24 protein-coding genes are annotated in these 26,491 nt (G+C 41.1%); all 24 read left to right on the top strand.

Annotated features, from left to right (window positions below; all coding sequences use genetic code 11):
* Positions 1 to 16: 16 nt before the first annotated feature.
* Positions 17 to 1,201, top strand: coding sequence for a cysteine desulfurase family protein (locus tag Q7O90_RS07350; RefSeq protein WP_304129008.1), 1,185 nt, complete (start codon positions 17 to 19; stop codon positions 1,199 to 1,201).
* A gap of 8 nt (positions 1,202 to 1,209) precedes the next feature.
* A complete protein-coding gene (gene thiI / locus Q7O90_RS07345) occupies positions 1,210 to 2,394 on the top strand; it encodes a tRNA uracil 4-sulfurtransferase ThiI (RefSeq protein ID WP_304129005.1) in 1,185 nt (394 codons plus the stop codon).
* Positions 2,395 to 2,472: 78 nt separating this feature from the next.
* The gene (gene sppA, locus Q7O90_RS07340; protein WP_304129004.1) at positions 2,473 to 3,501 is read left to right on the top strand and encodes a signal peptide peptidase SppA; all 1,029 of its coding nucleotides are present in this window, start codon (positions 2,473 to 2,475) and stop codon (positions 3,499 to 3,501) included.
* An 18-nt stretch (positions 3,502 to 3,519) separates the two neighbouring features.
* A complete protein-coding gene (pyrH, locus tag Q7O90_RS07335; protein ID WP_330403830.1) occupies positions 3,520 to 4,224 on the top strand; it encodes a UMP kinase in 705 nt (234 codons plus the stop codon).
* 60 nt (positions 4,225 to 4,284) lie between these two features.
* Positions 4,285 to 4,833 (top strand): ribosome recycling factor, encoded by a 549-nt coding sequence (gene frr, locus Q7O90_RS07330; RefSeq protein WP_106057001.1) that lies wholly within the window; start codon positions 4,285 to 4,287, stop codon positions 4,831 to 4,833.
* Positions 4,834 to 4,883: 50 nt separating this feature from the next.
* The gene (locus Q7O90_RS07325) at positions 4,884 to 5,627 is read left to right on the top strand and encodes an isoprenyl transferase (RefSeq protein WP_304129003.1); all 744 of its coding nucleotides are present in this window, start codon (positions 4,884 to 4,886) and stop codon (positions 5,625 to 5,627) included.
* Complete coding sequence (locus Q7O90_RS07320) at positions 5,627 to 6,409, top strand: phosphatidate cytidylyltransferase (protein WP_106056999.1); 783 nt, start codon at positions 5,627 to 5,629, stop codon at positions 6,407 to 6,409. The genes Q7O90_RS07325 and Q7O90_RS07320 overlap by 1 nt, the downstream gene beginning before the upstream one ends.
* A 15-nt stretch (positions 6,410 to 6,424) precedes the next feature.
* On the top strand, positions 6,425 to 7,573 hold the full coding sequence (locus Q7O90_RS07315; RefSeq protein ID WP_304129000.1) for a 1-deoxy-D-xylulose-5-phosphate reductoisomerase: 1,149 nt from the start codon (positions 6,425 to 6,427) through the stop codon (positions 7,571 to 7,573).
* Positions 7,574 to 7,584: 11 nt separating this feature from the next.
* Positions 7,585 to 8,595: an RIP metalloprotease RseP gene (gene rseP, locus Q7O90_RS07310; RefSeq protein WP_304128998.1), complete on the top strand. Its 1,011-nt coding sequence runs from the start codon at positions 7,585 to 7,587 to the stop codon at positions 8,593 to 8,595.
* A gap of 19 nt (positions 8,596 to 8,614) precedes the next feature.
* Positions 8,615 to 9,688, top strand: a complete 1,074-nt coding sequence (gene ispG, locus Q7O90_RS07305; RefSeq protein ID WP_304128996.1) for a flavodoxin-dependent (E)-4-hydroxy-3-methylbut-2-enyl-diphosphate synthase — start codon at positions 8,615 to 8,617, stop codon at positions 9,686 to 9,688.
* A gap of 24 nt (positions 9,689 to 9,712) precedes the next feature.
* Positions 9,713 to 13,174, top strand: a complete 3,462-nt coding sequence (locus tag Q7O90_RS07300) for a PolC-type DNA polymerase III (RefSeq protein WP_304128995.1) — start codon at positions 9,713 to 9,715, stop codon at positions 13,172 to 13,174.
* 111 nt (positions 13,175 to 13,285) lie between these two features.
* Positions 13,286 to 13,762, top strand: coding sequence for a ribosome maturation factor RimP (gene rimP, locus Q7O90_RS07295; protein ID WP_304128993.1), 477 nt, complete (start codon positions 13,286 to 13,288; stop codon positions 13,760 to 13,762).
* A 9-nt stretch (positions 13,763 to 13,771) separates the two neighbouring features.
* On the top strand, positions 13,772 to 14,953 hold the full coding sequence (gene nusA / locus Q7O90_RS07290) for a transcription termination factor NusA (protein WP_304128991.1): 1,182 nt from the start codon (positions 13,772 to 13,774) through the stop codon (positions 14,951 to 14,953).
* A 2-nt stretch (positions 14,954 to 14,955) separates the two neighbouring features.
* A complete protein-coding gene (locus tag Q7O90_RS07285) occupies positions 14,956 to 15,234 on the top strand; it encodes a YlxR family protein (RefSeq protein WP_304128989.1) in 279 nt (92 codons plus the stop codon).
* Positions 15,235 to 15,237: 3 nt separating this feature from the next.
* Positions 15,238 to 18,030: a translation initiation factor IF-2 gene (infB, locus tag Q7O90_RS07280; RefSeq protein WP_304128988.1), complete on the top strand. Its 2,793-nt coding sequence runs from the start codon at positions 15,238 to 15,240 to the stop codon at positions 18,028 to 18,030.
* A 1-nt stretch (position 18,031) separates the two neighbouring features.
* Complete coding sequence (gene rbfA, locus Q7O90_RS07275; protein ID WP_304128986.1) at positions 18,032 to 18,406, top strand: 30S ribosome-binding factor RbfA; 375 nt, start codon at positions 18,032 to 18,034, stop codon at positions 18,404 to 18,406.
* A 3-nt stretch (positions 18,407 to 18,409) separates the two neighbouring features.
* Positions 18,410 to 19,402: a DHH family phosphoesterase gene (locus Q7O90_RS07270; RefSeq protein ID WP_304128984.1), complete on the top strand. Its 993-nt coding sequence runs from the start codon at positions 18,410 to 18,412 to the stop codon at positions 19,400 to 19,402.
* Complete coding sequence (gene truB, locus Q7O90_RS07265) at positions 19,392 to 20,381, top strand: tRNA pseudouridine(55) synthase TruB (protein ID WP_304128982.1); 990 nt, start codon at positions 19,392 to 19,394, stop codon at positions 20,379 to 20,381. The genes Q7O90_RS07270 and truB overlap by 11 nt, the downstream gene beginning before the upstream one ends.
* 1 nt (position 20,382) lies before the next feature.
* Positions 20,383 to 21,318 (top strand): bifunctional riboflavin kinase/FAD synthetase, encoded by a 936-nt coding sequence (locus Q7O90_RS07260; protein ID WP_304128980.1) that lies wholly within the window; start codon positions 20,383 to 20,385, stop codon positions 21,316 to 21,318.
* Positions 21,299 to 22,774 (top strand): vWA domain-containing protein, encoded by a 1,476-nt coding sequence (locus Q7O90_RS07255; RefSeq protein ID WP_304128978.1) that lies wholly within the window; start codon positions 21,299 to 21,301, stop codon positions 22,772 to 22,774. Before Q7O90_RS07260 ends, Q7O90_RS07255 begins: the two co-directional genes overlap by 20 nt.
* 32 nt (positions 22,775 to 22,806) lie before the next feature.
* Positions 22,807 to 24,306 carry an ATP-binding protein gene (locus Q7O90_RS07250; protein ID WP_304128976.1) on the top strand — a complete coding sequence of 500 codons (1,500 nt, stop codon included), beginning with the start codon at positions 22,807 to 22,809 and terminating at the stop codon, positions 24,304 to 24,306.
* A 12-nt stretch (positions 24,307 to 24,318) separates the two neighbouring features.
* A complete protein-coding gene (locus Q7O90_RS07245) occupies positions 24,319 to 25,092 on the top strand; it encodes a leucine-rich repeat domain-containing protein (RefSeq protein WP_304128975.1) in 774 nt (257 codons plus the stop codon).
* Between the two features lie 13 nt (positions 25,093 to 25,105).
* A complete protein-coding gene (locus Q7O90_RS07240) occupies positions 25,106 to 25,804 on the top strand; it encodes a YoaK family protein (protein ID WP_304128973.1) in 699 nt (232 codons plus the stop codon).
* Positions 25,785 to 26,468, top strand: a complete 684-nt coding sequence (locus tag Q7O90_RS07235; protein WP_304128971.1) for a DNA alkylation repair protein — start codon at positions 25,785 to 25,787, stop codon at positions 26,466 to 26,468. The genes Q7O90_RS07240 and Q7O90_RS07235 overlap by 20 nt, the downstream gene beginning before the upstream one ends.
* Positions 26,469 to 26,491 lie beyond the last annotated feature (23 nt).

Raw genomic sequence — 26,491 nt, 5'->3', positions numbered from 1 at the left:
TGATATTGGAGAAATAATGATATATCTAGATAATAGTGCAACAACATGTCAATACGAGGAAGTGACAGAGCTCATATATAAACTGAGTAAGGAAGACTTTGGAAACCCTTCATCGCTACATATGCTCGGCTTTAGGAGCGCCGAGTTAATTCGCGAAGCAAGAGGACAGGTTTCCAAAGCCTTCCCAGCAAACGGGGAAATCATATTCAATTCTGGCGGTACCGAAGGTGATAATACCGCCATATTGAGCACCGCGAGAAAGCTGAGACGAAGAGGTAACAAAATTATCACATCTAAGATTGAGCACCCTGCGATTATGGAACCTTGCAAGAAACTAGCTGAAGATGGATTTGAAATATGCTATCTCGATGTGGATAATATCGGAACTATTAAGCTAGATTGTTTAAAAGAGGAATTAGACGATAATGTAATACTGGTCACGCTGATGGCTGTAAATAATGAAACTGGCATGATTCAGCCTATCTTAGCAGCATATGATCTTGTCAAGGATTACAATAAAGCTCATGGAACAAATATACTATTTCATACTGATGCAGTTCAGGCATTTGGCAAGATGAATCTTAGATCAGTGCCTTTTGATTTAATTACAATAAGTGGTCACAAATTTCATGCACCTAAGGGCGTTGGAGCGATGTATGTGAAGTCAGGACTCAAGCTTCCGGCATTCATCACTGGAGGCGGTCAGGAGAACGGGAATCGTTCTGGCACGGAGAATACGCAGGGCATATCAGGACTTGGGTTAGCTACAGAGCTTGCTTATGATAATTTGGCAGAAAAGCAATTACATATCATCAATTTAAATAATCGACTACGTGAAGGCCTAATGTCTGAACTTGATGATATAATAGTTAACGGCACTATAGATGTGGGGGTTGACGTTTCTGATTATGGAAAGCGCTTTCCTTCGGTTCTTAATGTTTCATTTCTAGGTGCTAGGGGGGAAGTCATACTTCATACTTTAGAGCAGGATGAGATATTCGTATCAACGGGCTCGGCATGCTCATCTCATAAGAATAGCGATAGCCATGTACTGGCTGCAATGGGGCTAGGTCACAAAGAAATTGAAGGTGCTATTAGATTTAGTATCTCTGAGTTTAATACGCTAGAGGAGATGGATGAGGTTGCTGCTAAGGTCTCAGCAGCTGTTAAAAGATTTAGAAGATTAGGTAGCTTCAGATAGGTGTTATGATGAACGAGAAAAATATTTACATTGTTAGATGTGGAGAAGTTGCGCTTAAGGGCATGAATAAGCCATATTTTGAGAGAGTGCTTCTTGAGAGAGTTCGTGGGGTTCTTACTTCGTATGAAAATACAGAATCGAGGTGGAATGACGGACTCATGATTGTAAAGGTTCCTAAGGAAATTGATAGAGAAGATGTAATAAGAAGAGTTTCAAAGGTTTTTGGTGTTGCTTCAGTAAGTCCAGCCGTTGAAGCGGAAAAAGATATCGAGAAAATCGGCGAAGCTGCAGCAGAGTTCATGATGGAGCTTATAGAGAAAGAGGGAATTAAGACCTTCAAAGTAAAAGGAAAGCGTGCTGATAAGACTTTTCCTATACAGTCACCAGAGATTGGCAGGATAGTGGGAGCTAAGATTCTTAAAACGTGCAAGGTTTTGTCTGTGGATGTTCATAATCCTGACTGTGAATTATATGTAGATGTGCGCCGTGAAGGTACATATATATTTAGGGATAAGATAAAAGGCTTTGGTGGGCTACCTCTTGGGACGAATGGCAAAGGGCTAATCCTAATGTCTGGAGGCATAGATAGTCCAGTGGCAGCATTTATGATGGCGAAACGTGGTATGAGGATCGAGGCTGTTCATTTCCATTCATATCCTTATACCAGTCCTCGTGCCCAGCAGAAAGTCGAGGATCTCTGTGCGACACTTGCTGGATATATGGGAACCATTAGAATGCATGTTGTAAACCTTCTCCCGATTCAGGAAGAAATTGTAAAAAACTGCCCTGAAGAGGAGACGACGCTACTCGTTAGACGTTTCATGATGCGTATAGCCGAGAGTATTGCGATTCGAAAGAAGGATATGATGCTGATAACTGGAGAAGACCTCGGGCAGGTTGCTAGTCAGACTGCGGAAGCGCTTGTAGTTACTGACAGTGTGGTTAAGATGCCGGTTATGAGACCGCTGATAGCCATGGATAAAGTGGATATTATGGATAAGGCTAAGGAGATTGGAACGTATGATATCTCAATTCAGCCCTATGAAGATTGCTGCACGGTATTCTTGCCTAAGCATCCTGTTACAAAGCCAAAGTTAAGTAAAATTGAAAAGTCCGAAGAAGCACTAGATGTAGAGGCTCTTGTTAGTGCAGCAGTAGATTCAGCAGAAGTTATTGATATAACACCTAGATAATAATTGAGATATTTGCTAACATATGGTTAGTTATACATTTACTTAATCGATTAATATATAGGATATAGGGATTACAATATGAGAGATAATAATATCAAGGATAATTACGGCGGTAAGATTAGACAAGCTACAAAGAGCCAGAATTCATGGCTTATAGCTGTGATAATAGTCCTTGTTCTTATGCTGACTGTAGGTATAGTGCTCACAACGCTCGCATATATTGGTGGGGCTAGGTTCAGCTCCGTTTCTGGAAAAAGTTCGTTTGGAGGAAATTCAGTTGCCGTTCTAGATGTTCAGGGCGAAATTGGCGATGTTAGTGCGAGGGCTACTTATGATCACAATTGGACGATGCATACAATCAATGAACTGATTGATGATTCATCTAATAAAGGTATTGTCATCCGAGTTAATTCTCCAGGTGGTAGTGTTTATACATCTGACGAATTATACGAGGAACTCATGAAGTATAAGAGTGAGACAAAGCGTCCAGTTTATTTCTATTTTCAAGACCAGGCCGCATCTGGTGGATACTATATCGCGATGGCTGGAGATAAGATTTATGCTAATCGAAATACATGGACCGGATCAATAGGTGTTAAGACTGGGACTCTCTATGATGTTAGAGGTTTGCTAGATAAGCTCGGTATTAAGACCAATACGATTACCAGCGGCCGAAATAAAGCTATGGGCAGCATGACAACTGAACTCACAGATGAGCAACGTGAAATACTTCAGAGTTTAATAGATGAAGCATATAATCAATTTGTTAGGATTGTTGCTAAGGGCCGTAATATGTCCGAGAGTAGAGTGAGAGAGATTGCGGATGGACGTGTCTATTCAGCTAGTCAAGCCAAAGAACTCGGTCTAATCGATGGTGTGTGCAACGAGGAGGATTTCTTTAAAACCGTGAGAACATTCAAAGGGATGAAGGATGTTTCCTTTGATTATATGGAACCAGAAAAGGAAGAGCGTGTATACGATTTGCTGCAGCAGTTCATACAGTCAAAGAGCAGCAGCGGTAAAGCAGCAGAATATCAGAAACTCATTGAGCTATCTGAAGACGGTAACAAGTTTACAGTTATGTACCTAGCGGACATCAAAAAATAGATATCATAAGGAGTTATCATGGGTATTAAGTACAAAAGAGTTTTGATTAAACTGAGTGGCGAGGCGCTTGCTGGAGAAGATAAATTTGGGGTTAATCCAGATGTGACTCTCAAGACCGCTAAGCAGATAAAGGAAATCAGAGCGAATGGTGTTGATGTAGCTATTGTCGTCGGTGGAGGAAATTTCTTCCGTGGTCGTACCGGTGGAAGTATAGATAGGGCTACTGCCGATTACATGGGTATGCTTGCCACAGTTATGAACGCCTTAGCCTTACAGGATTCACTTCTCTCAATCGGCTGCGAAGCAAAAGTTATGACAGCTATTGAGATTAGGGATATGGCTGAAGGATACTCTAGGCGCAAAGCTCTCGATTATTTGAAGGAGGGTAAGGTCGTAATATTCGGCGGAGGAACTGGAAGTCCGTTCTTCTCAACAGATACGACTGCTGCTCTTAGGGCAGCTGAGATGGACGCCGAGGTTATTCTCATGGCAAAGGCTATTGATGCTGTATATTCTGCGGATCCAAAGCTTGATCCAAGCGCTGTTAGATATGAACACTTGACGTATATGGATATCGTTGAGAAGGATTTAAAAGTTATGGATCTAACTGCAGCAACTCTTTGCAAGGACAATTCCATTAAGTTATATGTATTCGCACTTGCAGAAGAAGGCGGGCTTATGAAAGTTATAAATGGTGAGAATATAGGTACTCTAGTAGAGTAGTTACTCATCGCTTTGTTTGGCAATATTTAAAAATTTATATTAACTATCACGGAGGAAATCATGGCTAAGAAGAGCTTAGAAGAGAAGATTGAAGTTACTAAAAACGTTCTTAAAGAGAACCTGAACACAGTTCGAGCAGGAAGAGCAAATCCAGCACTTCTCGACAAGGTAATGGTTAGTTATTATGGAGTACCGACTCCTCTAAAGTCACTTTCCAACATCACAACACCAGATCCACGCACACTCATGGTTGCACCTTTTGATGCAAGTTCAATTGGGGATATTGAGCATGCTATAAATGAAGCGAATTTAGGCTTAAATCCATCCAATGATGGAAAGGTAATCAGACTTACAATTCCGCAACTAACTGAGGAGAGACGCAAGGAACTGATTAAACATGTCAAGAAGTTTGGAGAGGATGCAAAAGTTGCAGTGCGCAATATAAGACGTGAGGAAAACGAAGAGCTTAAAAAGCAAGAGAAGGCACATGAAATTACTGAAGATGACTGCAAGAGTGAACTGGATAATGTTCAGAAAAAGATAGATAAGGCTGTTAAGGAAATCGATGCTATCATTGAAAGTAAAAACAAGGAAGTAATGGAAGTATAATTCTTAGCAAACGTGGCCTAGGTCACGTTTGCTTTTTATGAGGTTACAGGATGTTAGAGATTGGTAAATTACCCACGCATGTAGCTGTTATTATGGATGGTAATGGGCGATGGGCTAAGAGCAAGAACAGACCTCGTCTATTCGGGCATAATGCAGGTATGCAAGCGATGAAACAGATAGTTATCACCGCTTCAAATCTTGGAATTAAGTACCTAACAGTTTATGCTTTTTCTACGGAAAACTGGAAGCGTAGTACAGAAGAGGTCTCTGGTATATTTAAGCTTATAATTAAATATGTGGATTCAGAGTTAAAAGAGCTTATTAAGAATAATGTTCGTATCAACATACTTGGTGACTATAATATGCTACCAGGCGATTCCGTAAGAGCGATAGATGAACTACTTGACAAGACAATGGGTAACGATGGACTCGTATTCAATATTGCATTAAATTACGGCGGTAGAGATGAGATTGTTAAGGCTATCAACGAGATTATAATTGATAGACAGGCTCTTGCAGATGAAGGGATTTCGGTTGATGTGACAGAGGATGAGGTATCAAATCATCTGTATACTGGTGTCCTGCATAAGAATATTCCTGATCCAGATTTAATCATAAGAACGAGTGGTGAAGAACGACTGTCAAACTTCTTAATCTGGCAAGCTGCTTATAGTGAAATGATGTTTACTGACACACTGTGGCCAGATTATTCACCAGAAGAGTTTACGGCTATGATTGAGAAATTCTCACATCGTAAGAGGCGATTTGGCGGGAGAGAAAAGGAAGATAAGTAATGAAAACTAGAATTATCTCGGCACTAGTGATGTTGCCGCTGCTCGCAGTACTTTATTTTGGTGGTATCTGGCTTGTAGGAGCCGCGCTCCTAATATCGGTAATTGGAGTAAAAGAATTCTTTGATGGATTCAATGCCTGTGATATTAGACCTTCGCGTAAGATTGCCATTGCTATGGCCGTTATCTTATATGCGGGATACCTTACACTTGGCAATGTATCGGATTTTGTTGGAGTTTGGCTTGTTGCTTCAGTTATGGCGAGCCTAGTTTATGGATGGGATATCAAGAGTCGCGGAATTAGCGATTCAATCGCTACACTTACAGGTATAGTATATGTTGTGCTATTTCCATATTTCATAGTGCTTATTGATGCATCTAGATATAAACATCTAACTTGGCTCGTTTTAATAGCTGCATTTGGAGCTGATATTATGGCGTACTTTTCAGGTATGGCATTTGGAAAGCATAAGATGGCACCTAACCTCAGCCCGAAGAAAACAATTGAAGGGGCAATTGGAGGACTCGCAGGGGCATCGATTTTTTCTGCTCTATTTGGTTACTTCGTCATGCCGGATATCGTAGTGCAGTGCGCGATTATTGGTGTTCTCGGTGGTGCGGTATCGATGGCTGGAGACTTAACGGCTTCTGCATTTAAAAGACAGATGGGAATTAAGGACTATGGCAAAATAATACCTGGTCATGGCGGAATACTAGATAGATTCGATAGTGTGCTTTTCGTTGCACCTTTTGTATATTATTTCTCGGTATTTTTTATTCATTAAGGGTAGATAGGAAAAATGGGAATAAAGAGAATAATTTTGCTCGGTAGTACGGGTTCAATTGGAACTCAGACCTTGGATATAGTTAGAGAGAATCCAGATAAGTTCAAGGTTGTGGCGCTAACTTGCAAAAACAGGATAGATAGTCTGATAGAACAGATTCAGGAATTTAAACCAGAAGCTGTATGCGTTGGAAATAAAGAAGCAGCCGCACAAGTGAGTGCGGCTTTTCCTGCTATTGAAGTGAATATTGGTGACAATGGATTAAGAGAAATTGTTAAGGTTGATGCTGATATCGTACTCAATGCTTTGATGGGAATAAGTGGTATGGCACCTACTTATGAGGCAATTTTGACGGGAAAGGATATCGCACTTGCTAATAAGGAGACACTTGTTGCAGGGGGTAGTTTGATTATGAAACTTGCTTCTGAGAAAGGCGTACAAATACTCCCAGTGGATAGTGAACACAGTGCAATCTTTCAATGCTTAGAAGGGAATAGCGGAAGAAAGGTGAGGAGGATTTTACTCACGGCTTCTGGTGGACCATTTAGAGGATATAGCCTGGAGCAGCTTGAGAAGGTGTCTTTACAGGAAGCACTAAATCACCCGAAGTGGAGCATGGGGCGTAAAATCACCATCGATTCAGCTACAATGATGAATAAGGGGTTAGAAGTTATTGAAGCAAGATGGCTTTTTGATATAGAGCCCGATAAGATTGACGTTCATGTTCATCCAGAGAGCATCGTTCACTCGATGGTAGAGTTTGATGATACTTCGATTATCGCACAACTCGGGCTTCCAGACATGCGAATTCCGATAAGCCTTGCGCTTGGATATCCAAGTAGGCTTCATTACTCCGGTAAGAGCTTAAACATGTTCACGGAAGGTTCAACACTCCGCTTTGAAAAGCCTGATACAAATGTGTTCGAATGCCTATCTATGGCATATGAGGCTATTGAAAAAGGGGGTAGTTATCCAATACTGCTTAATGGTGCAAATGAAGAGCTCGTAGCGATGATTCTAGATGGTAAGATAGATTTTCTCGACATACAGAGATCGCTTCGCAGATTGATGGATGAACATAAGTCGGTGAAACCACAGACGATTGAAGATATTTTAGAGATTGATAAGGAAGCGAGAGCTAGGGCAAAAGAGCTCTTTAAGTAAAAGTGATTTATATGATACTAACGGTAATTCTGACAATATTGATGCTCATGATAATCACAGTTCCTCATGAATTTGGGCATCTGATAACGGCTAAAATCTTTCATATCAAAGTAAATGAGTTTGCAATAGGCATGGGACCACTTCTCGCAAGTAAAGACAGGGGCGAGACGAAATATTCACTAAGAGCCATTCCTATAGGTGGTTTTTGTGCGATGGAAGCGGAGAATGAAGAAAGTGATGAAGAGGGGGCATTTAACAATAAGCCAGCTTGGCAGAGATTAATTGTTTTAGCTTCTGGTGCTGCTGTTAATGTGCTTGTCGCATTAATTTTGATGATTATAATAACCATATATGTTGGGGTGCCGACTAATACCCTAGATAAGGTGGTTTCAGGTTCGCCAGCAGCGACGTCAGGTTTAGTCGCTGGTGATAGAATAACATCTATAGATGGAAAAGAAACGTCATCATGGTTAGACACTGTGACAACAATCTCTAAGAATACTGACGGTAAAGCGATGAAGGTTGTAGTAGAGCGTGATGGAAAGAATCATGCATATACCATTACACCGACTAAGGACAAGGATGGAAGGCTAGTAATCGGTATAGTATCTAGGGCATCACACAATGTTTTTGTTTGTGCAGGTCAAGGCGTGAAGGTCACTTGGAATCTTAACAGCCAGATGCTAGGTGCGCTTAGGCAGATGGTGCATAAGGGGATAGATAGAGATAGCGTGACAGGTCCTGTGGGAATGGCAGGCCTTGTGAACAAAACAGCTCATACTGGAACTTTATCGTATTTATATCTGGTTGCTCTTATCAGTCTAAATATGGCGATTATAAATCTTTTGCCTTTTCCGGCGCTCGATGGTGGAAGAATTATATTTGTTCTGATTAGAAAAATTACTGGGAATATGATTTCTACTAAGGTGGAAGGATATATGCATTTAGCAGGATTTGCCATTCTCATGGCACTTTTTGTGCTTATCACATGGCAAGATTTGTCTAAGTTATTGGGACATTAACAGATGGGTAGGTAGTAGTATGACTAAACAGGTTAGATGCGGCAGAGTTCTTATTGGCGGAGGTGCACCAGTATCAATTCAGTCGATGACAAATGTAGATACAAGAGATAGCGAGAAACTTCTTGCGCAAATTAAAGCACTTGAATCTGCTGGTTGTGACATAGTAAGAGTTGCGATTCCTGATGAAGCTGCGGCAAAATCGTTTGCGAAAGTACGTCAAGAGACGGAGATGCCACTCGTAGCAGATATTCATTTTAACTATAAACTAGCACTTGCGGCAATTGAGGCTGGTGCAGATAAGATCAGAATCAATCCAGGTAATATCGGTGCCGATGATAGAGTTGCTAAGGTAGTTGAAGCTGCTGGCAACAAGGGAATTCCAATCCGTGTAGGAGTTAATTCTGGTTCGCTTGATAAAAAACTACTGGCTAAATATGGTGGGGTTACAGCTGCTGCGCTCGCAGAGAGTGCGATAGATACTCTTAGCAAGATTGAGCGAATGGGATTTGATGATTTAGTGCTATCTATTAAATCGTCTAATGTCAAGATGAACTATGACGCTCACATGCTAGTTAAGGAGATGACAGACCATCCTCTTCATATAGGTATAACTGAGTCAGGAACCCCTGAGAATGGTAGGCTTAAGTCGGCCGTAGGGATCGGGGGATTGCTTCTCGCTGGAGTAGGAGACACTCTTCGCGTATCTCTTACAGATGATCCGGTAAATGAAGTTATATTTGGACGTAAAATACTCGAGTCTGTCGGTCTTAGGGAGAAGAGCATAGAAATTGTTTCATGTCCGACTTGCGGCAGAACTGAGGTCAATTTAATTGAGATGGCTAATGAAGCTGAAGAAAGCCTAAGAGAAATTGGTGATAGAAGAGCGCTACTCGGTTTAAAGCCACTCAAGATAGCGGTCATGGGATGTGTAGTGAATGGACCGGGCGAATCAAGAGAGGCAGATTACGGAATTGCCGGTGGCAACAAGGAAGGGCTTGTATTTGCCCATGGAGAGATAATCGCAAAGGTGCCTGAAGACGAGTTGATTCCTACTCTTATTGATATAGTGTCGAATGATATGACTAAGAATTAATGCATTGATGGAGAAAATTAATCGATGATTGAAGTACCTAATGGAATACTGACTTCAGAAGAGGTAAGTGAGTCTGCTGGTAAGCCTGCAGATGAGCTAACACTATCTTTCAAGAACATATCTCTTGATAGTGATGGATTAGTGCTAGAACTCGATATGCTCGTAAACTTTGACGTAAAGCCAAGACTAGAGCGTGTCATGAGGGATAGACTCATCAAATCACTCGGAAATATAAATGATGTTAAGTTTAATTATTTCTATGACGAGAGCTATGGAGAAAGCAAGCAACAAGGATCAAGGGCAAATAGCAAGCCTGCTGAGAATCCAAAAATGAATAATAATGGGATAATACTTGGCAAGAGAATTACCATGGCTGAAACTGCTTATGAGAATCTTGCAGAGATTTCTGGTGCTCGAACTAAGGTTGCTGTATCAGGAACTGTGTTCGAAATAGAGATTAAGGATACTAAGAAGAAGAACTTCTGGGTTATGACGCTTAGGATCAGCAGAGGACCGAAGGCTGTTGCTGTAAAGGCATTTATAAAGAGTAAGCAAGAATTTGATGCAGTTAATGAATTAGTATCAAATGGCGACGAGATAATCGCTCAGGGTGATATTAGATATGACGAGTATATTCATGAGAACGTCATGATTGCTAATAGCATCAATAAATCTGTAAAGAGCACTAGGAAAGAAACGTATGATGGGCAAAAGCGAGTAGAGCTACATGCCCACACGAGAATGAGTGAAAACGATGGGTTTAATGATGTAGAAGAAATGGTAAAGCAAGCTGCTGAATGGGGGCAGCCTGCTATAGCAATTACTGACCATGGTGTTGTACAGTCATTTCCTGATGCTGCTAATACAGCAAAGAAGCTTGCAAAAAAAGGAAAAAATATTAAGATTCTATACGGTATGGAAGGGTATCTCTATCCAGATGATGACGCGTATGATGAGAGCGGCAATATTAATCTGAGTAAAAAGCGAAATACATATCATATAATCCTAATCGCCAAGAATCTTACTGGACTTAAGAACCTTTACAAGATAGTTTCATATACGCATATCGACTATTTCTATAGAAGACCGCAGCTTCCAAGAAAGGTTTTAGATAAGTATAGGGAAGGACTTATTATTGGAAGTGCATGCGAGGCTGGCGAAGTCTTTCAAGCGGTGTTAAAAGGTGCTTCAGATGAGGAGCTGCTCAAGGTTGCATCATATTATGATTATTTAGAGATTCAGCCACTTGGAAACAATCACTTTTTAATAAATAGCGATAGATATCCTCATGTGACGAGCAAGCAGGACCTCATCGATATGAATATGAAGATCGTTGAGCTAGGAGATAGGTTAAGAAAGCCTGTCGTTGCAACTACAGATTCACACTATCCAGATAAAGAATCTGCTATTTACCGTAATATCGTCATGTCGATGGTCGGATTCAATGATACGAACTCAAACTCCCTCTACCTTAGAACTACCGCCGAGATGCTCAAGGAATTCGAATATCTAGGTGATAGGGCTAAGGAGATAGTCATAGATAATACTAACCTTATAGCATCCATGACCGAAGAGTTTCAGCCAGTGCCAGATGAGAAGTGCCCACCTAGCATCGAAGGAGCAGATGAGACTCTAAGAGAATCGTGCTATGCGAGGGCTAAGAGCATATACGGAGATCCACTCCCTAAGGAAGTTCTGGATAGGCTCGATACAGAGCTCAATTCTATCATAAGCAATGGGTACGCTGTTATGTATGTTGCAGCGCAGCTTCTCGTTGAAAAGTCAAACAAGGACGGTTACCTTGTAGGTAGTCGAGGTTCGGTAGGTTCTTCATTTGCAGCTACAATGGCAGGAATTACTGAAGTAAATCCGCTTGAGCCACATTATATATGTCCGAAGTGCCATGATTTAAAGTTTACAGATCATCTGGACAAGTATGATACCGGCTTTGATATGCCTGATAGAGTATGTGAAAAATGCGGAACTAATATGAACAAGAATGGTCTGAACATTCCGTTTGCAACATTTCTTGGATTTAATGGTGATAAGGAGCCGGATATCGATCTCAACTTTGCCGGTGAATATCAGCCTGTCGCCCATAAATTTGTCGGTGAAATATTCGGTGAGGAGAACATCTTTAAAGCTGGAACAGTTGCCACAATCGCCGAGAAGACAGCTTTTGGGTATGTGAAGAAATACGAGGAAAACACTGGAAAGAGCTTCTCTAATTCAGAAGAACTTGTACTTGCAAATGGCTGTACTGGGACGAAGAGGACCACTGGTCAGCATCCTGGTGGTATCATCGTAGTTCCTGCCGATAGAGAGATATTCGAATTCTGCCCGGTTCAGAAACCTGCAAATAACAGAGATGCTGAGTTTATAACAACTCATTTTGACTATCACAAGATTGATAAGAACCTACTCAAGCTCGATATACTCGGACATGATGTGCCGCAGATGATTAGGCATCTGCAAGATATGACCGGTGTTGATCCGCTTGGAATAGATATTGCTGACAAGAAGACGCTAAGCATATTTACATCCATTGATGCATTAAATATTGTCAATCCAGATGATTATGAATTCAAGCATGGCACGTATGGTATACCTGAGTTTGGTACAAACTTTACCAGAGGGATGCTCGATGCAATAAAGCCAAAGACAATTTCAGCTCTGATTAAGATTTCCGGCTTTTCGCATGGTACTGATGTATGGACCAATAATGCTGAGGACCTAATAAAAAATGGTGTTGCAACTATTGACGAGCTTATATCTTGTCGAGATGACATCATGAACTATCTGATGATCAAAGGTGTAGATAAGAGTAACGCTTTTAAAATCATGGAGGCTGTGCGTAAGAACAAAGAGCTCAAGCCAGAGGAACTCGATATCATGAAAGAGCATGGTGTGCCGGATTGGTACGTTGAGTCCTGTAGGACACTCAAATACCTATTCCCTAGAGCCCATGCTGCAGCATATGTAATGATGGCACTCAGAATGGCGTGGTTTAAGGTTTACTATCCAAGTGCTTTTTACTGCGCATGGCTTTCAACCAAGATAGATAACTTCGATGTAAATGTAGCTAGAGGAGGTGTAGAGGCGGCAAAAGCTGCGTTAAGCTCACTAAACTCTGAAGACGATGATACCAGCGCCGCAAAAAAGAAAGAGCTCAAGGTAGTGTATGAAGTCATATACGAACTTCTATCTCGAGGCTGTGAGTTCTCTCTTCCAGAGCTAGGTGTATCTGATCCATGCATGTTCAATGTTGTAGATGATAAGATTAAGATACCATTTATGGCAGTTTCTGGAGTAGGAAGAAGTGCTGCGATTTCACTCGCTGAGGCATACAAGGAAGGTCCATTTTTATCCATAGATGAGGTACAGAGAAAGACTAAACTTTCAAGCACCAATATCGAAGATCTCAAAGCATGCGGAGTGTTTGATGAACTACCGGATAGCGCACAGGTATCCATTTTTGATATGTAGAAAAGTTTGCAATTTGCAATATTTTATGATATTATGTATGCGAACGTTAAAGAGCGAAAGAGTGGGGCAACCCACTCTTTCACTTATGTTATGACTTTTCCGGGAGGAATTATGGCTAAACAAGATGTTACTGCAAGGATTGCAGACTTGCTAAATGAGTATCTTACAGGAAAACAGCTTGAGATATACAATATTGAATATAAGAAGGAAGGTAAGGACTGGAAGCTTCGAGTTTACCTTGATAAGCCGATTGACTGTGATACAGAGTACGTAGACATCAATGAGTGCGAAGACGTTACTCGTTTTTTGAGTGATAAGCTAGATGAAGAAGATTTTATCGAGAGAAGCTACACTCTCGAAGTTTCCTCACCGGGACTTGATAGAGAGTTGATTAAACCTTCTGATTTTGATCGATTTAGAGGCAGAGAGGTTGAGGTGAAGCTGTATAAGTCAATCGATGGTAGGAAGGAATTCACGGGCACTTTGATTGGCAAATCTGCAGGCGAAGTTACGATAGATATAGATGAACGTAAGGTCGCTATTCCGTCAGATCAAATTTCTAAGATTAATTTAGCAGTAATTTTTTAGGAGGATTCAATGAACAAAGATTTTCTGGATGCTCTCACTGAACTAGAGCGTGAGAAAAACATTTCAAAAGAAGACATTATCACTGCGATTGAAGATGCAGTGGAGCTTGCTTACAAGAAGAACTACGGAAACTATCCAAACGTGAGAGTTTTGGTAGATCGTGAGGATGGTGAGGTGCTCGTTCTAATGAGCAAGGAAGTTGTATCAGAAGTTGAAGATGACATGATGGAAGTATCGCTTGAAGAGGCTAGATCATATGATGAAAGATATGAAGTTGGTGATGTCATCGAATATCAGGTTGATCCAAAAGATTTCGGCCGTATCGCTGCTCAGACTGCAAAGCAGGTTGTTGTGCAGAGAATCAGGGAGGCGGAGAGACGCAATTCTTATGATGAATTCGTTAACAAACAGGGTGAAATTGTCACTGCTAAGATTGAGAGAATTAACAACGGAACGATGTTCTTGTCGGTTGGTAACTCTGAGGGTATACTCCCACTGTCGGAGCAGGTTAAAACGGAGTCTTTTAACGTAGGTGATAGAATAAAGGTTTATGTAATCGACGTGAAGAAGGCTACAAAAGGTCCTCAGATATTCCTGTCGAGATCGCATCCAGGCCTCGTAAGAAGATTATTCGAATTAGAGGTTCCTGAAATTTCTGATGGAACAGTTGAGATTAAGGGCATAGCCCGTGAGGCAGGATCAAGAACCAAGATTGCTGTATATTCACACGACGAAAACGTGGACCCAGTCGGTGCATGTGTTGGTAACAGAGGTACGAGAGTTCAGAATATCGTTGATGAGCTATTCGGTGAAAAAATCGATATCATCGTATGGGACGAGGACCCAGCTGTGCTAATTAGCAATGTACTGAAACCAGCTGAGGTTGAAGGCGTATATATCAACTATGTGAGTGAAAAGGAAAAGATGGCAACGGCTGTGGTTCCAGAGCAGCAGTTATCTCTTGCAATAGGCAGGGAGGGACAGAATGTTAGGCTCGCTGCTAGGGTTAGTGGCTGGAAAATCGATATCAAGAGCAAGTCACAGCTTGAGGACAGCGGCTTTGATTTTGATGAATACGAAGACCAGGATGGACAGGCGGTAGACATGCTTATCGATGATGATGTGCCTGCAGATGCTCCGCTTGATCCAGAAGCTGCTGAAGTAGAAAATGATGTAGATGCGGAAGCATAAGTATGGCTCTAAATGAAAACAGAGAGCCAATGCGTAGATGCATTGGATGCAGGAGTTCACATCCAAAAAGAGAAATGTTTAGGTTTACATGCCGTGGTGTGGAAATCTATGAAGATATAACGGGAAATGACGAAGGCAGAGGCGTTTACCTATGTAAAAGGGAGTCATGCATAGAGTCTGCCCGTAAGAATAGAGCATTTAACAGGGCTTACAAGAAGGCGATTGATGATAAGAGCCTCAGCGAGCTTCTCGAAAAAATGCTAGAGAAAACAAGGAGGTAGCGGATGACGAAAAAGGTAAATGAGCTGATGACAGAGCTCGGTGTGTCATATCAGGATATTAAGAAAGCAGCTGATACGATGGGCATCGAGGTAAAGTCGGAGCGCACAAATCTCGCTCAGAAGGACGCTGATAGATTGAATGACACAATTAGCAAACTGAAGGGACTGGATTCAAAATCCGATAAGAATAGCAACAAGCCTAAAATTAAGGCCGTTCCAATAATTAGCAAGGATTTTGCGCATAAACCTAAGGCACCAGTAGGAAAGCCAATGCCACGCAAGGCAGAATCTACAGATGGTGAAGTTGATGAAGTGAAAGCAAAATCAGAAGTGAAGGTGGCAGTAGATAAAGAGGTAAAAGCTGAGGTGAAAGCGGAAAATGCAGAAGCCAAGCCTAAGACTACTAAAAAGAAAACTGCTGTTAAGGAAAAGCCATCCGATGAAGTTAAAGAATCAAAGGTAGCGAATAAAGAAAAGGCAGTAGCGTTAAATGAAGATGCTGAAAAGGCTGAAGGAAAGCCTAATAAAGGTGAGGAATCAGCTAAAGAACCAGAGAAAAAGCTAGAGAAACAAGAGGAGTCATATGAAAATGCTCCTAACAAGCCAATGCGCTTCAAGAAGATTTTCGATGCATCATCAGCGCCTAAGGAAGAGCCAAAGCCTGCTCGCAAGAAGTCTTCCGACAAAGACGGACGTAAGGACAGTAAGAAGGATGAGCGTGGCGGCAGAAAGAACGATAAGAAAGATGGACAGAGCAGAAATTCTGACTCAAAGCAGAGCAGAAGTTCATCAAGACCTCAGAGTTCAGCTGCTGCAGATGCACCTATGGCAGATAAGCCACAGACTAAGGGCAAGAGCAAGAAATTTTTTGACAAGGATAAGGATAAAGATCGCGATAAGTTCAAGCATGAAAAGCGCAGTGAAGGAAAAAACAGCAAGTCGCGCTTCTTTGATGAGAGAAACCTTGAGAAGCAGGTTAAACACAGAAAGAAGAAGGCTCCAAAAGTTACTGAGCCTGAAATCGAAATCGAAGAACTACTTCCAGAAGGTGCAGTGGCTGTGACTGTTCCGATTACTGTTGCTGGTCTAGCTGAACAGGCGGAGATTTCTGTCAGCAAGATAATCATGTCGCTCATGAAGCTTGGAATAATGGCTACTGTAAACCAGACTCTCGATAAAGACACCGTTGAGATGCTCGGAGAAGATCTCGGGATGCAGGTTGTAGTAACAGAAGAGAAGGAAGAAGTTGTTGAAGAAGGTCTTGACCTACGAGAGGACAAGGAAAACGAGTTAAAGCCTCGTGCACCAATCATCACAGTAATGGGTCACGTTGATCACGGTAAGACTTCGCTTCTCGATGCTATTAGAAATACCAATGTAACGGCTGGTGAGTCTGGAGGTATTACACAGCATATTGGTGCTTCTGAGGTTAAGATCAATGGCAAGAAGATTGTTTTCCTAGATACGCCAGGGCACGAAGCATTCACTACAATGCGAGCTCGTGGTGCGCAGGTAACTGACATCGCTGTACTAGTAGTTGCGGCAGATGATAGCGTTAAGCCACAGACAATAGAATCTATTAGCCACGCGAAGGCAGCAAACGTTCCTATGATTGTTGCCATCAATAAGATAGATAAGCCAGGTGCAAATGTTGATAGGGTTAAGAAAGACCTTGCTGACCATGGTGTGCTTGTTGAGGATTGGGGCGGAGATGTAATAAGCGTTCCAGTATCGGCTAAGAAAGGTGAGGGAATTACAGACCTCTTAGAAATGATTCTATTACAGGCTGAGGTTCTCGAGCTTCGTGCAAATCCAGACAGGCTTGCTATGGGAACTGTAATTGAAGCAAGACTCGACAAGAGTAAAGGTCCAATCGCTACACTACTTGTTACCAATGGAACTCTCAAGGCTGGACAGAGTGTCGTTGCGGGTACAACATCAGGTAAGATTAGGGTGATGACTAACTTTAAGGGAGAAACAATCAGAAAGGCTCTTCCTGCTACACCTGTTGAAATACTGGGACTTTCTGATGTTCCTATGGCAGGTGACTCATTCAATGCTGTTAAGGATGACAAGGTTGCTAGAGAGATTGCAGAGAGCAGACAGGAGAAGATGAGAGAAGATGTACTTGCAAAAAATGCAAGCACTACACTAGAGAAACTTTTCTCTCAGATTCAGGAAGGCGAGACAAAGGAACTCAACCTAATCATCAAAGGAGATGTACAAGGTTCCGTTGGTGCTATTATTTCATCGCTTGAGAAGTTAGATACTGAGGATGTGCGAGTAAATGTAATTCACTCAGGTGTTGGTACAGTTACAGAATCAGATGTAATGCTTGCTGAAACTTCAGGGGCTATCATTATAGGCTTTAACGTAAGGCCAACGACCGCAGTTCAGGCGAGAGCAGATGATGCTGAGATTGAAATCAGAACATATCGTGTAATCTATGACATCATCGATGATGTACAGAACGCTATGAAGGGTATGCTTGATCCTGAGTATAAGGAAGAAATTCTAGGTAAGGCTGAGATAAGAGAGACATTTAAGGTTCCAAACATCGGAATTATCGGCGGTGCATATATCGTTGAAGGTAAGGTTAAGAGAAATGCTCAGGTTCGTCTCGTAAGAGATGGTATCGTAATTCATGAAGGTACGATTTCTTCACTTCGCAGATTTAAGGACGATGCTAAGGAAGTAGCTCAGGGCTATGAGTGTGGTATCGGAATTGAAGCATACAATGATATCAAGCCTATGGACATTATCGAGTGCTTCCACATGGTGGAAATAGAGAGGTAACATGGGAAAGAATTACAGACAGGGGAGACTCGGTGAGGAAATTAAGAAAAGCATCTCAGGATATTTGCTTAATGGCATCAAGGATCCAAGACTTTCTACTAGGATAATCACCATATCAGCTGTTGAGGTGTCGAGTGATGGAAGTTATGCGACCGTCTTCTTCACACCTCTCACGCTGAGCGGAGAAGATAGTAACGAAGTTAGCAAAGAGGTTCTAAGCGCATTCAATAATGCGAAGGGACTATTCAGAACTAAAATATCTCATGACATAAAGCTTAGACATGCTCCTGAGCTCAATTTTAGGGTAGACTCATCGATGGAATATGGTAGACATATTGATGAGATTATCGATGAGATAAATAAGCCGGAAAGATAAATAATGACAAATAATACTTATAAGGAAATAGCTTTAAAACTTCATAATTACGACAAAGTTTTGATTTTTCCTCATGTAAACATGGATGGGGATTGCCTTGGCTCCTCTGCTGCGTTATGCCACGTGCTTCGCGGCTTTGGTAAAGAGGCTTATGTCCTTGCCGACGATGTAACTCCTCGCAATCTGGATTTTCTAGAGAGCGGTGTGGTTACTAGAGATTATGATGTATTTGATGAATATGACCTTGCTATTCTTGTGGATTGTGGAAGCAGAAGTAGGATAGGAGAAAGAGCGGCCGTTTTTGATAGAGCTAGAGAAAAGGCGGTAATCGATCACCATGGGGTGTCGGAAAATGATACAGAGTTCAACTTTGGAATCATCGAACCGAGCTCCGCAGCAACTGCTGAGCTCATCTATCTGATCGCGAGCGAGACGGGAGCAGAAGTTACACTAAGCATCGCACAGTGTATTTTTGCTGCCATAAGCACTGATACAGGAAGCTTTCAGCACTCAAATACCACTGCTAGAACTCATAAAATCGTGAGTGAGATATATGAGGTTCCGGGCTTTGATGGTAATAAAATTGCGCAGCTTTTATATAATAGAAAGTCGCTCGGTGCAATTCAGCTTGAGGGCAGGGTTATCTCTGAAATGGAAGCTTTTAGTGGTGGTAGGATTATCATGAGCGCCGTAACTCAGGGTCACTTGATTGAAACTGGTACATTGATGAATGAGTCTGATGGTATAATACAGAAACTCATGAGCATCGAAGGTGTTGAAATAGCTTGTGTTCTTAAGGAAATAGACGATAAGACTGTTAGAGCAAGCCTAAGATCTAAATCTTATGCAAATGTTGCACGTGTTGCCAAGAGCTTTGGTGGAGGCGGGCACATTCGTGCGGCGGGATTAACTTTTGAAGGAACTATATGTGAAGCAAAAGCTGAGATTGCTAAAGCTCTCGAGGCTGAACTTGTTAGGTCAAATGATGAAAAATAGCGGTGTTATAAACATTAATAAACCTGAGGGCTACACGTCTCACGATGTGGTAGCTAAACTTAGGCGCAAGCTCGGAATCAAGCGAGTTGGACACACAGGAACTCTCGATCCGATGGCGACGGGAGTTCTTCCTATTTGCTTTGGCAAGGACACGAGACTCATTGAATATTACGATCACGATTGGAAGACTTATGAAGCAGAATTAGAGCTTGGTAAGATTACAGATACATTAGATATTACCGGCGAAGTGCTTGAAGAACGTGAAGTTAAAGATATTACAGCAGAGGATATCGAGTTACTTGCTTGTAGATATAGGGGTACAATCACACAGATTCCACCTAAATATTCGGCACTCAAGGTTAATGGACGCCCTCTATACAAGTATGCTCGCGAAGGACAGGAAATCGATATCGAAGCGAAAAAGCGCCATATAGAGATAAAGCATTTTACATTTAAATCTATAGATATCGCTTCAAAAAAAGTATCTTTTACCGTAACTTGTTCGAAGGGTACCTATATAAGGAGTATTTGCTCTGAGATAGGTGAATTGCTAGGAGTTGGAGCGACGATGACGCGGCTTGTGAGAACGAAGAGCGGCGTATTCACTTATGAAGCATCACATGACCTAGAGAAGGTGCTAGAGATGAGTGAGTCTGAACTAGATGACATTATCATCAGCGGTGAATCTACTATTTTTAATCTCAGAAAGCTTATACTTAGAAACGGTAGTGAGCCATTTTATTTTAATGGCAGAACTATAGAAAGAAAGTATTATATGACTTATGAAGATGCCTGCGATGCTGACCAACAAAAAGATAGATTAGTAGATAAAGGGATTTTAGATATCACAGAGGATGAGCTAAAATTCTTTGAAGATATATACAGACTATATAATGAAGAAGGTGCTTTTCTAGGAACTTGCCTGATGAAAGAAGATGGCAGCCTGAAACCAGAGAAAGTAATGGGTAATAGAAATTAATATGAAGGTGTACAGATCACTTGCAGATATTAATATAGATTTTGAAACGTCAGTTGCCTTGGGCAATTTTGACGGTGTCCATATAGGACACCAGAAGATTTTAAAGTCTGCCGTTAAGCTGGCAGCAAAGCTTGGTGTAAGGCCAGCTTGTTTTACATTTTCAAATCATCCGCGCGAGCTATTTGGAAAGACTGGTGGTGGCGTACTCTTTATTGCTAATGATGATGAAAAGTTGCAGCTTTTTGAAGACGCAGGCATTGAAGTGGTGTTTGATGTGCCATTTGATGAAGTTACGATGAATATGTTGCCAGAGGTATTCATTAAAGATATTCTATGTGATAAGCTAAAGGTGAAAGGCGTATCTTGTGGTTTTAATTACCGTTTTGGCACAAGGGCTAGTGGTGACGATAATTTGCTCCTTGAGTTTGGTAACATATGCGGGTATGAAACTAGTATAATTCCCCCGGTTAAAGTCGGTTCCGAAATTGTTAGTTCAACTGCCATAAGAAAATACATCGAAGCCGGAGATATCATAAAGGCTAATGAATATCTCGGTAGACCGTTTAGCATCAATGGCACTGTGATTCGCGGAAATCATATCGGTTCAAAAATAGGATTTCCGACAGCTAACATTGAACTTAGTCCGACCAAGATATCGCCTATGAATGGAGTGTATTTTACACTAACTTCAGTGGGTCATTCTACTTTTAACAGTGTTTCTAACGTCGGTAATAAACCGACTATTGGTGATTATAATAAATCTATTGAGACACACATATTTGGTGTAAATGAAGAATTATATGGAAGAGAAATAAAAATTGAATTTCTTAAGCTTCATAGACCAGAGGTTAAATTTAAAAGTATAGAGCTGCTCACCGAACACATTGCTGATGATGTAGAATCAGCTAGGAGATTTCATGGTGTCAAAGAGCTTTAATAATGAACATAAAGATAGAGAATTAAATAAAGATGTGATTTTAGCAGAGAAGATAATTGCCGCAGCACAGGACAAGATCGTCGCAAGCATGCGGTTTATGGACTCTGCTGTTTTTGCGCTCAAAAAAGAAATTGTGCTCGATAAGAAGTGTATTTTCATGGTAGATGGAACAACGCTGTACTATAGTAGCGATGAGATATTTGCCAGAATGAAAAGCGGTCTTTCCACATTCACACATGATTATATGCATGTTCTTCTTCATTGCATTTTCAAACATTACTATGTCAGTGAGAAGGTAAATAGACTGTACTGGGATTTGGCATCAGATATTGCTGTTGAAGAAATGATTGAGTCACTTGGTGCACCCTGCTTAAATACACCGGAAAGCAGTGAAAGACGAGATGAACTTAAAAGAATTAAAGCTAAACGAGGTAGGCTTTCGGTAGATAGACTATATAAGTCTTTTGTATATGACCCACCGATTGAAGCTGAAGTAGGGTTGATGCGAGAATTATTTACAGTTGATAATCATTCGCTTTGGTACGGAGCTAATAAGAGCTCGAATAAGCCAGTTGAATCTTCCGAAGCGGGTGATGATGAGTTAGAAAATCCTAGTCTGCGAGATCAGGAGGAAAATCAGCAGCGAAGCTTCGACGATGATACTGATACGAAGTTTGATATAACGAGCATAGAGGAGTCGGACATTAATGAAGAATGCGATGGTGCAGCGCTGCTATCTGACCAGGATTGGGATAAGATTCGAGAGATGGTAAAGACTGCACTCGAAATGGATGACACTAGCTTCGGAGATGCTGGCGGAACGATGAAGCGAGAGCTAAGGTATGCCGAGGAGAAACGGATTGATTACAGCACATTTCTCAGGAAATTTGCTGCCAACCATGAGACTCTTAAGGTCGACGATGATTCATTTGACTACATCATGTATACGTATGGATTAAATAGGTATAGAGACATGCCACTCATCGAGCCTCTCGAGTACAAAGACGAGAAAAATATTCGCGACCTCGTTATAGCAATTGATACTTCAGGATCCACGGATGGCGAGCTAGTTAAGAAGTTTGTTGACAAAAGCTTCGAGATACTTTGTAACAACGATGTTATCGGAGCTAAATTTAACATTCATGTGGTACAATGTGATGCAGAGATTCAGGATGATACAGTGCTTAAGAACCGGGATGATGTGGATGGTTTTCTGCGCAATTTAGAAATTAAAGGCCTTGGCGGAACAGATTTTCGTCCAGTATTCCATTATATAAATGAGCTCATACGTAAGAAGGAACTAAGAAATCTAAGAGGGCTGCTGTATTTTACAGATGGAAAAGGGACTTACCCAAAACGAAAGCCGATGTACGATACGGCATTCATATTCGTAGATGACGATGCGTGTGGCGATGATGTTCCGGCGTGGGCGATGAAGGTGTATTTTGACGAGTGAAACATATCTAGGTATGTGGAAATGGAGATAAATTGAATATTCAAGAAGCAAAGAATCAGGTGAAATACTCAGTTATTTCATACCTGTCAAAGGATGAATTTGGAGAATATAAGATACAGGTTGAGAGGCAGAGACCGATATTTCTCGTAGGACCGCCTGGAGTTGGCAAGACTGAGATTATGTCACAAGTAGCAGAGGAGATGGATATTGCTCTGGTTTCATATTCTATGACGCACCACACTAGGCAGAGTGCAATAGGACTGCCTTTCATTTCTGAACATCAGTATGGTGATGATAGCTATAGGACTACGGAATACACCATGAGTGAGATCATTGCTAGTGTGTATGACAAGATGGAAGAAACTGGTAAGAGGGAAGGAATTCTCTTCTTAGATGAAATTAACTGTGTATCGGAAACACTTGCGCCCGCAATGCTGCAGTTTCTTCAAATGAAAGTATTTGGCCGTCATAGACTTCCAGAGGGCTGGGTGGTCGTAACAGCAGGAAATCCTCTGGAGTACAATAACTCGGCGAGGGAATTCGATCTTGCAACACTCGATAGACTTAAGAGAATTGATGTAGAACCGGAGCTTGAGCCGTGGCTCGTATATGCTAGAAATAATGCTGTGCATGCTTCGGTACTAAATTATTTAAGTATCAAAAAAGATGACTTCTATAGTGTAAGGCTTACGGTTGATGGCAAGCTCTTTGTAACAGCTAGAGGATGGGTAGATCTATCTGAGATGATCTACCTATATGAAGAAAACGATATCGAAGTTAATCTCGAACTGGTGAGCCAGTATATTCAGGATGAGAGAATCGCCCGCGATTTTACTTCGTACTATGATTTGTTTTATCGCTATAGGAGAGAGTATGATATCGCTGGAATCCTTGCAGGTAATGGCTTTGATAAAGCGGCCGCGAAACTCGCAGATGCCCCGTTTGATGAGCGCATTACGGTTGTCAGATTATTAAGCGATGCTCTAGGCTCAGAATTTAGACGTGAGTTTGTGAAATCTGCAGTTATAGATGAAGTAGTGAGCCGTATTAAGATTCAAAAGGATGAATTATTAGGTGCAAGGCTTGATAAAGCTGCTCATATTTTGAAGCTTATATCCTCCGATATGGAACTTGATCTAGAGGAACGTAAGAAAGCACACTCTATATCTAGGATGAACGAGAGAATTGCAAGAAAGTCTATCCAGACCATGAGAGACATCGTGCATAATGTCAAAGGTGGAATAGGTGAACCTTCGTCAGTTATTACTGGTGAGATGAGTAAACTAAACGATGAGAGAAATGCTCTTGTAAAGTCGGTGCAGGATCGCCTCAGAAACTCATTTAATTTTATAGAAAGCTCTTTTGAGGGGGATAACGAAATGATGATATTTGTTAGAACTCTTTCAGAAGATAGATATAGTGCGGGCTTCCTAGGAAAGCATGGAAGTGAAGAATACTCGAGGTGGAGCAAGGGGCTTATGATGAGCGACAGGGAGCAGGAGCTTACCAGAGAGATTGAAGGTTTAGAATAGTAAGGAGTCTGTATGCCAAAGCTAATAGCAGGACACACACTTATCAATTATGACGAAAATGTGTCACGAGTTGTTATTCCTAAATTCGTGTTTGCGATAGCAGATAGGGCGTTTAGCGAAAGAGGACAGATTAAAGCGATTGAAATGGGAGAATCAGTCAAGAATATTGGGAATTATGCTTTTAGAATGTGTTATAGCATGAAGGAGATAATTCTGCCACAGACTGTAGATGAGTTTGGGAAAGGTGTGTTTGAGAATTGCTGGTCTCTTGAAATGGTTGCAATTCCAAAAGGAACTAAGGTTATTGATGATGAGATGTTCATTGATTGTAACTCTCTAATCGAGATTTATTTACCGAATAGCATTGACGTGGTAGATGATAATGCATTCAGCAGGGTCCCTAAACTGACGACGCTACATATAGGTCCGGAAAAACTTGAAGTCCTCCCTGAGACTATCAGAGATGTTGCGGTTCTTTCTTATATGGAAAAACATAGCAGTGATGATGTAAGTCAGGAAAAGCCTAATGAGGCAGAATTAATCTACAGATATATCGACGAACATGGTGATAGGCTTACGAGAAGGGCCATTACTGATTCTAGAACTCTTGCAATAAGCTATATGGTTAGAAGAGATCTAGTTAAATCAGCCTTCATCAGCGAACTTGTGGAGATGGCTGCTAGTCAAAAAAGCTCCGAAATTGTTGCACTTCTTATTGATGAACAAAATAAAATTCAGAGAGAGGAGCCTGAGCAAGCTGAAGAGGCATGGAATCCATTTGCTTAGAGTAGGGGGAAATATGAAAAAGGAGTTTGAAACTTCTGAATCAATGAGAATAGGAATACTGCTTGCAATATGCGGTGGATTTATGGATGCTTATTCATATACCTGCAGGGGGGGAGTTTTTGCTAACGCTGCAACTGGTAACATAGTACTGCTTGCAATCAGCCTAGGTAATCACAACATACGAAATATATTTCATTACCTAATTCCGATAGTTTCATTTGCAGGGGGAGTTATGATTTCCCAGCACGTAAAAATAATTCGCAAAAATAGACCGACAAGACTTCATTGGCGTCAGGTCACTATTTGTTTCGAAATCATTGCTATGTTTGTAGCAGGATTCATACCACAGGAGTATAACCTTCTTGCAAACTCACTTATATCATTAACGTGTGGCATTCAAGTTGTGACTTTTGCAAAAGTGCGTGGATATACTATTTCTACTACGATGTGTACTGGGAACCTCAAGACAGGAACCATGAATATAAATATGTACATGGCGACAAAGGATTTTAATTATATACGAAAGAGTCTTCATTACTATGGATGCATAATGTTTTTTATATGCGGGGCAATCATCGGGGACTTCTTTACGCGAAGAATTCATGAATCGGCAGCGTTCATAGTTGTGCTTCTCTTACTTATCGCCAATATAATGATGTTCTTCAACAACAAGAGTATCGAAAGGAAATGCCGTGAAGAAAAAAGAGATTAGAAGCAAGCTTTTTGATATGCAAGATATGGACTATAAGAACTTCCATTGTAAACTAATTCCAGGGGTTAATCCGGATACAGTAATAGGAGTTAGAACTCCGGCACTAAGGAAACTCGCAAAGGAAGTTTTTAAATCAGGTGATTATGGAGAGTTTATAAGAGACCTTCCTCACGAGTATTATGAAGAGCTTAATCTCCATGGGATGATCATCTGTATGATAAGTGACTATGAAGAGGCTTTAAGTGAAATAGATAAGCTGCTCCCATATGTAGACAACTGGGCTACTTGTGATTTGCTCAGCTTTAAGAAAGCGTTCAAGGGTAATCTAAATAAACTTGAAAATGAAGTTAAGAGATGGATTTCATCAGGTGATACTTATACCGTTAGATTTGGAATTGGAGTACTGCTGGAGTTTTATCTCGATGATACATTTGATCCACAATATCTGGAATGGGTGGCAGGAGTTAAATCTGAAGAATATTATGTGAGAATGATGCAGGCGTGGTACTTCGCAACTGCACTTGCTAAGCAATATGACGAAACGATCCCATATATCGAGAACAAAAGGCTTGAAGAATGGGTACATCGCAAAACCATTCAGAAGGCAAAAGAGAGCTTCAGGGTCAGTGATGATGTGAAAGAGTATCTGAATTCGCTAAAGTAATTTGCTCGAAAACTAGACAGATA

Origin of the sequence: Mogibacterium diversum (assembly GCF_938028775.1) — a bacterium.
GTDB lineage: Bacteria > Bacillota > Clostridia > Peptostreptococcales > Anaerovoracaceae > Mogibacterium > Mogibacterium diversum_A.
The sequence above is the reverse complement of the archived record's forward strand: the minus strand, read 5'-3'. Positions and strand labels throughout refer to the sequence as shown.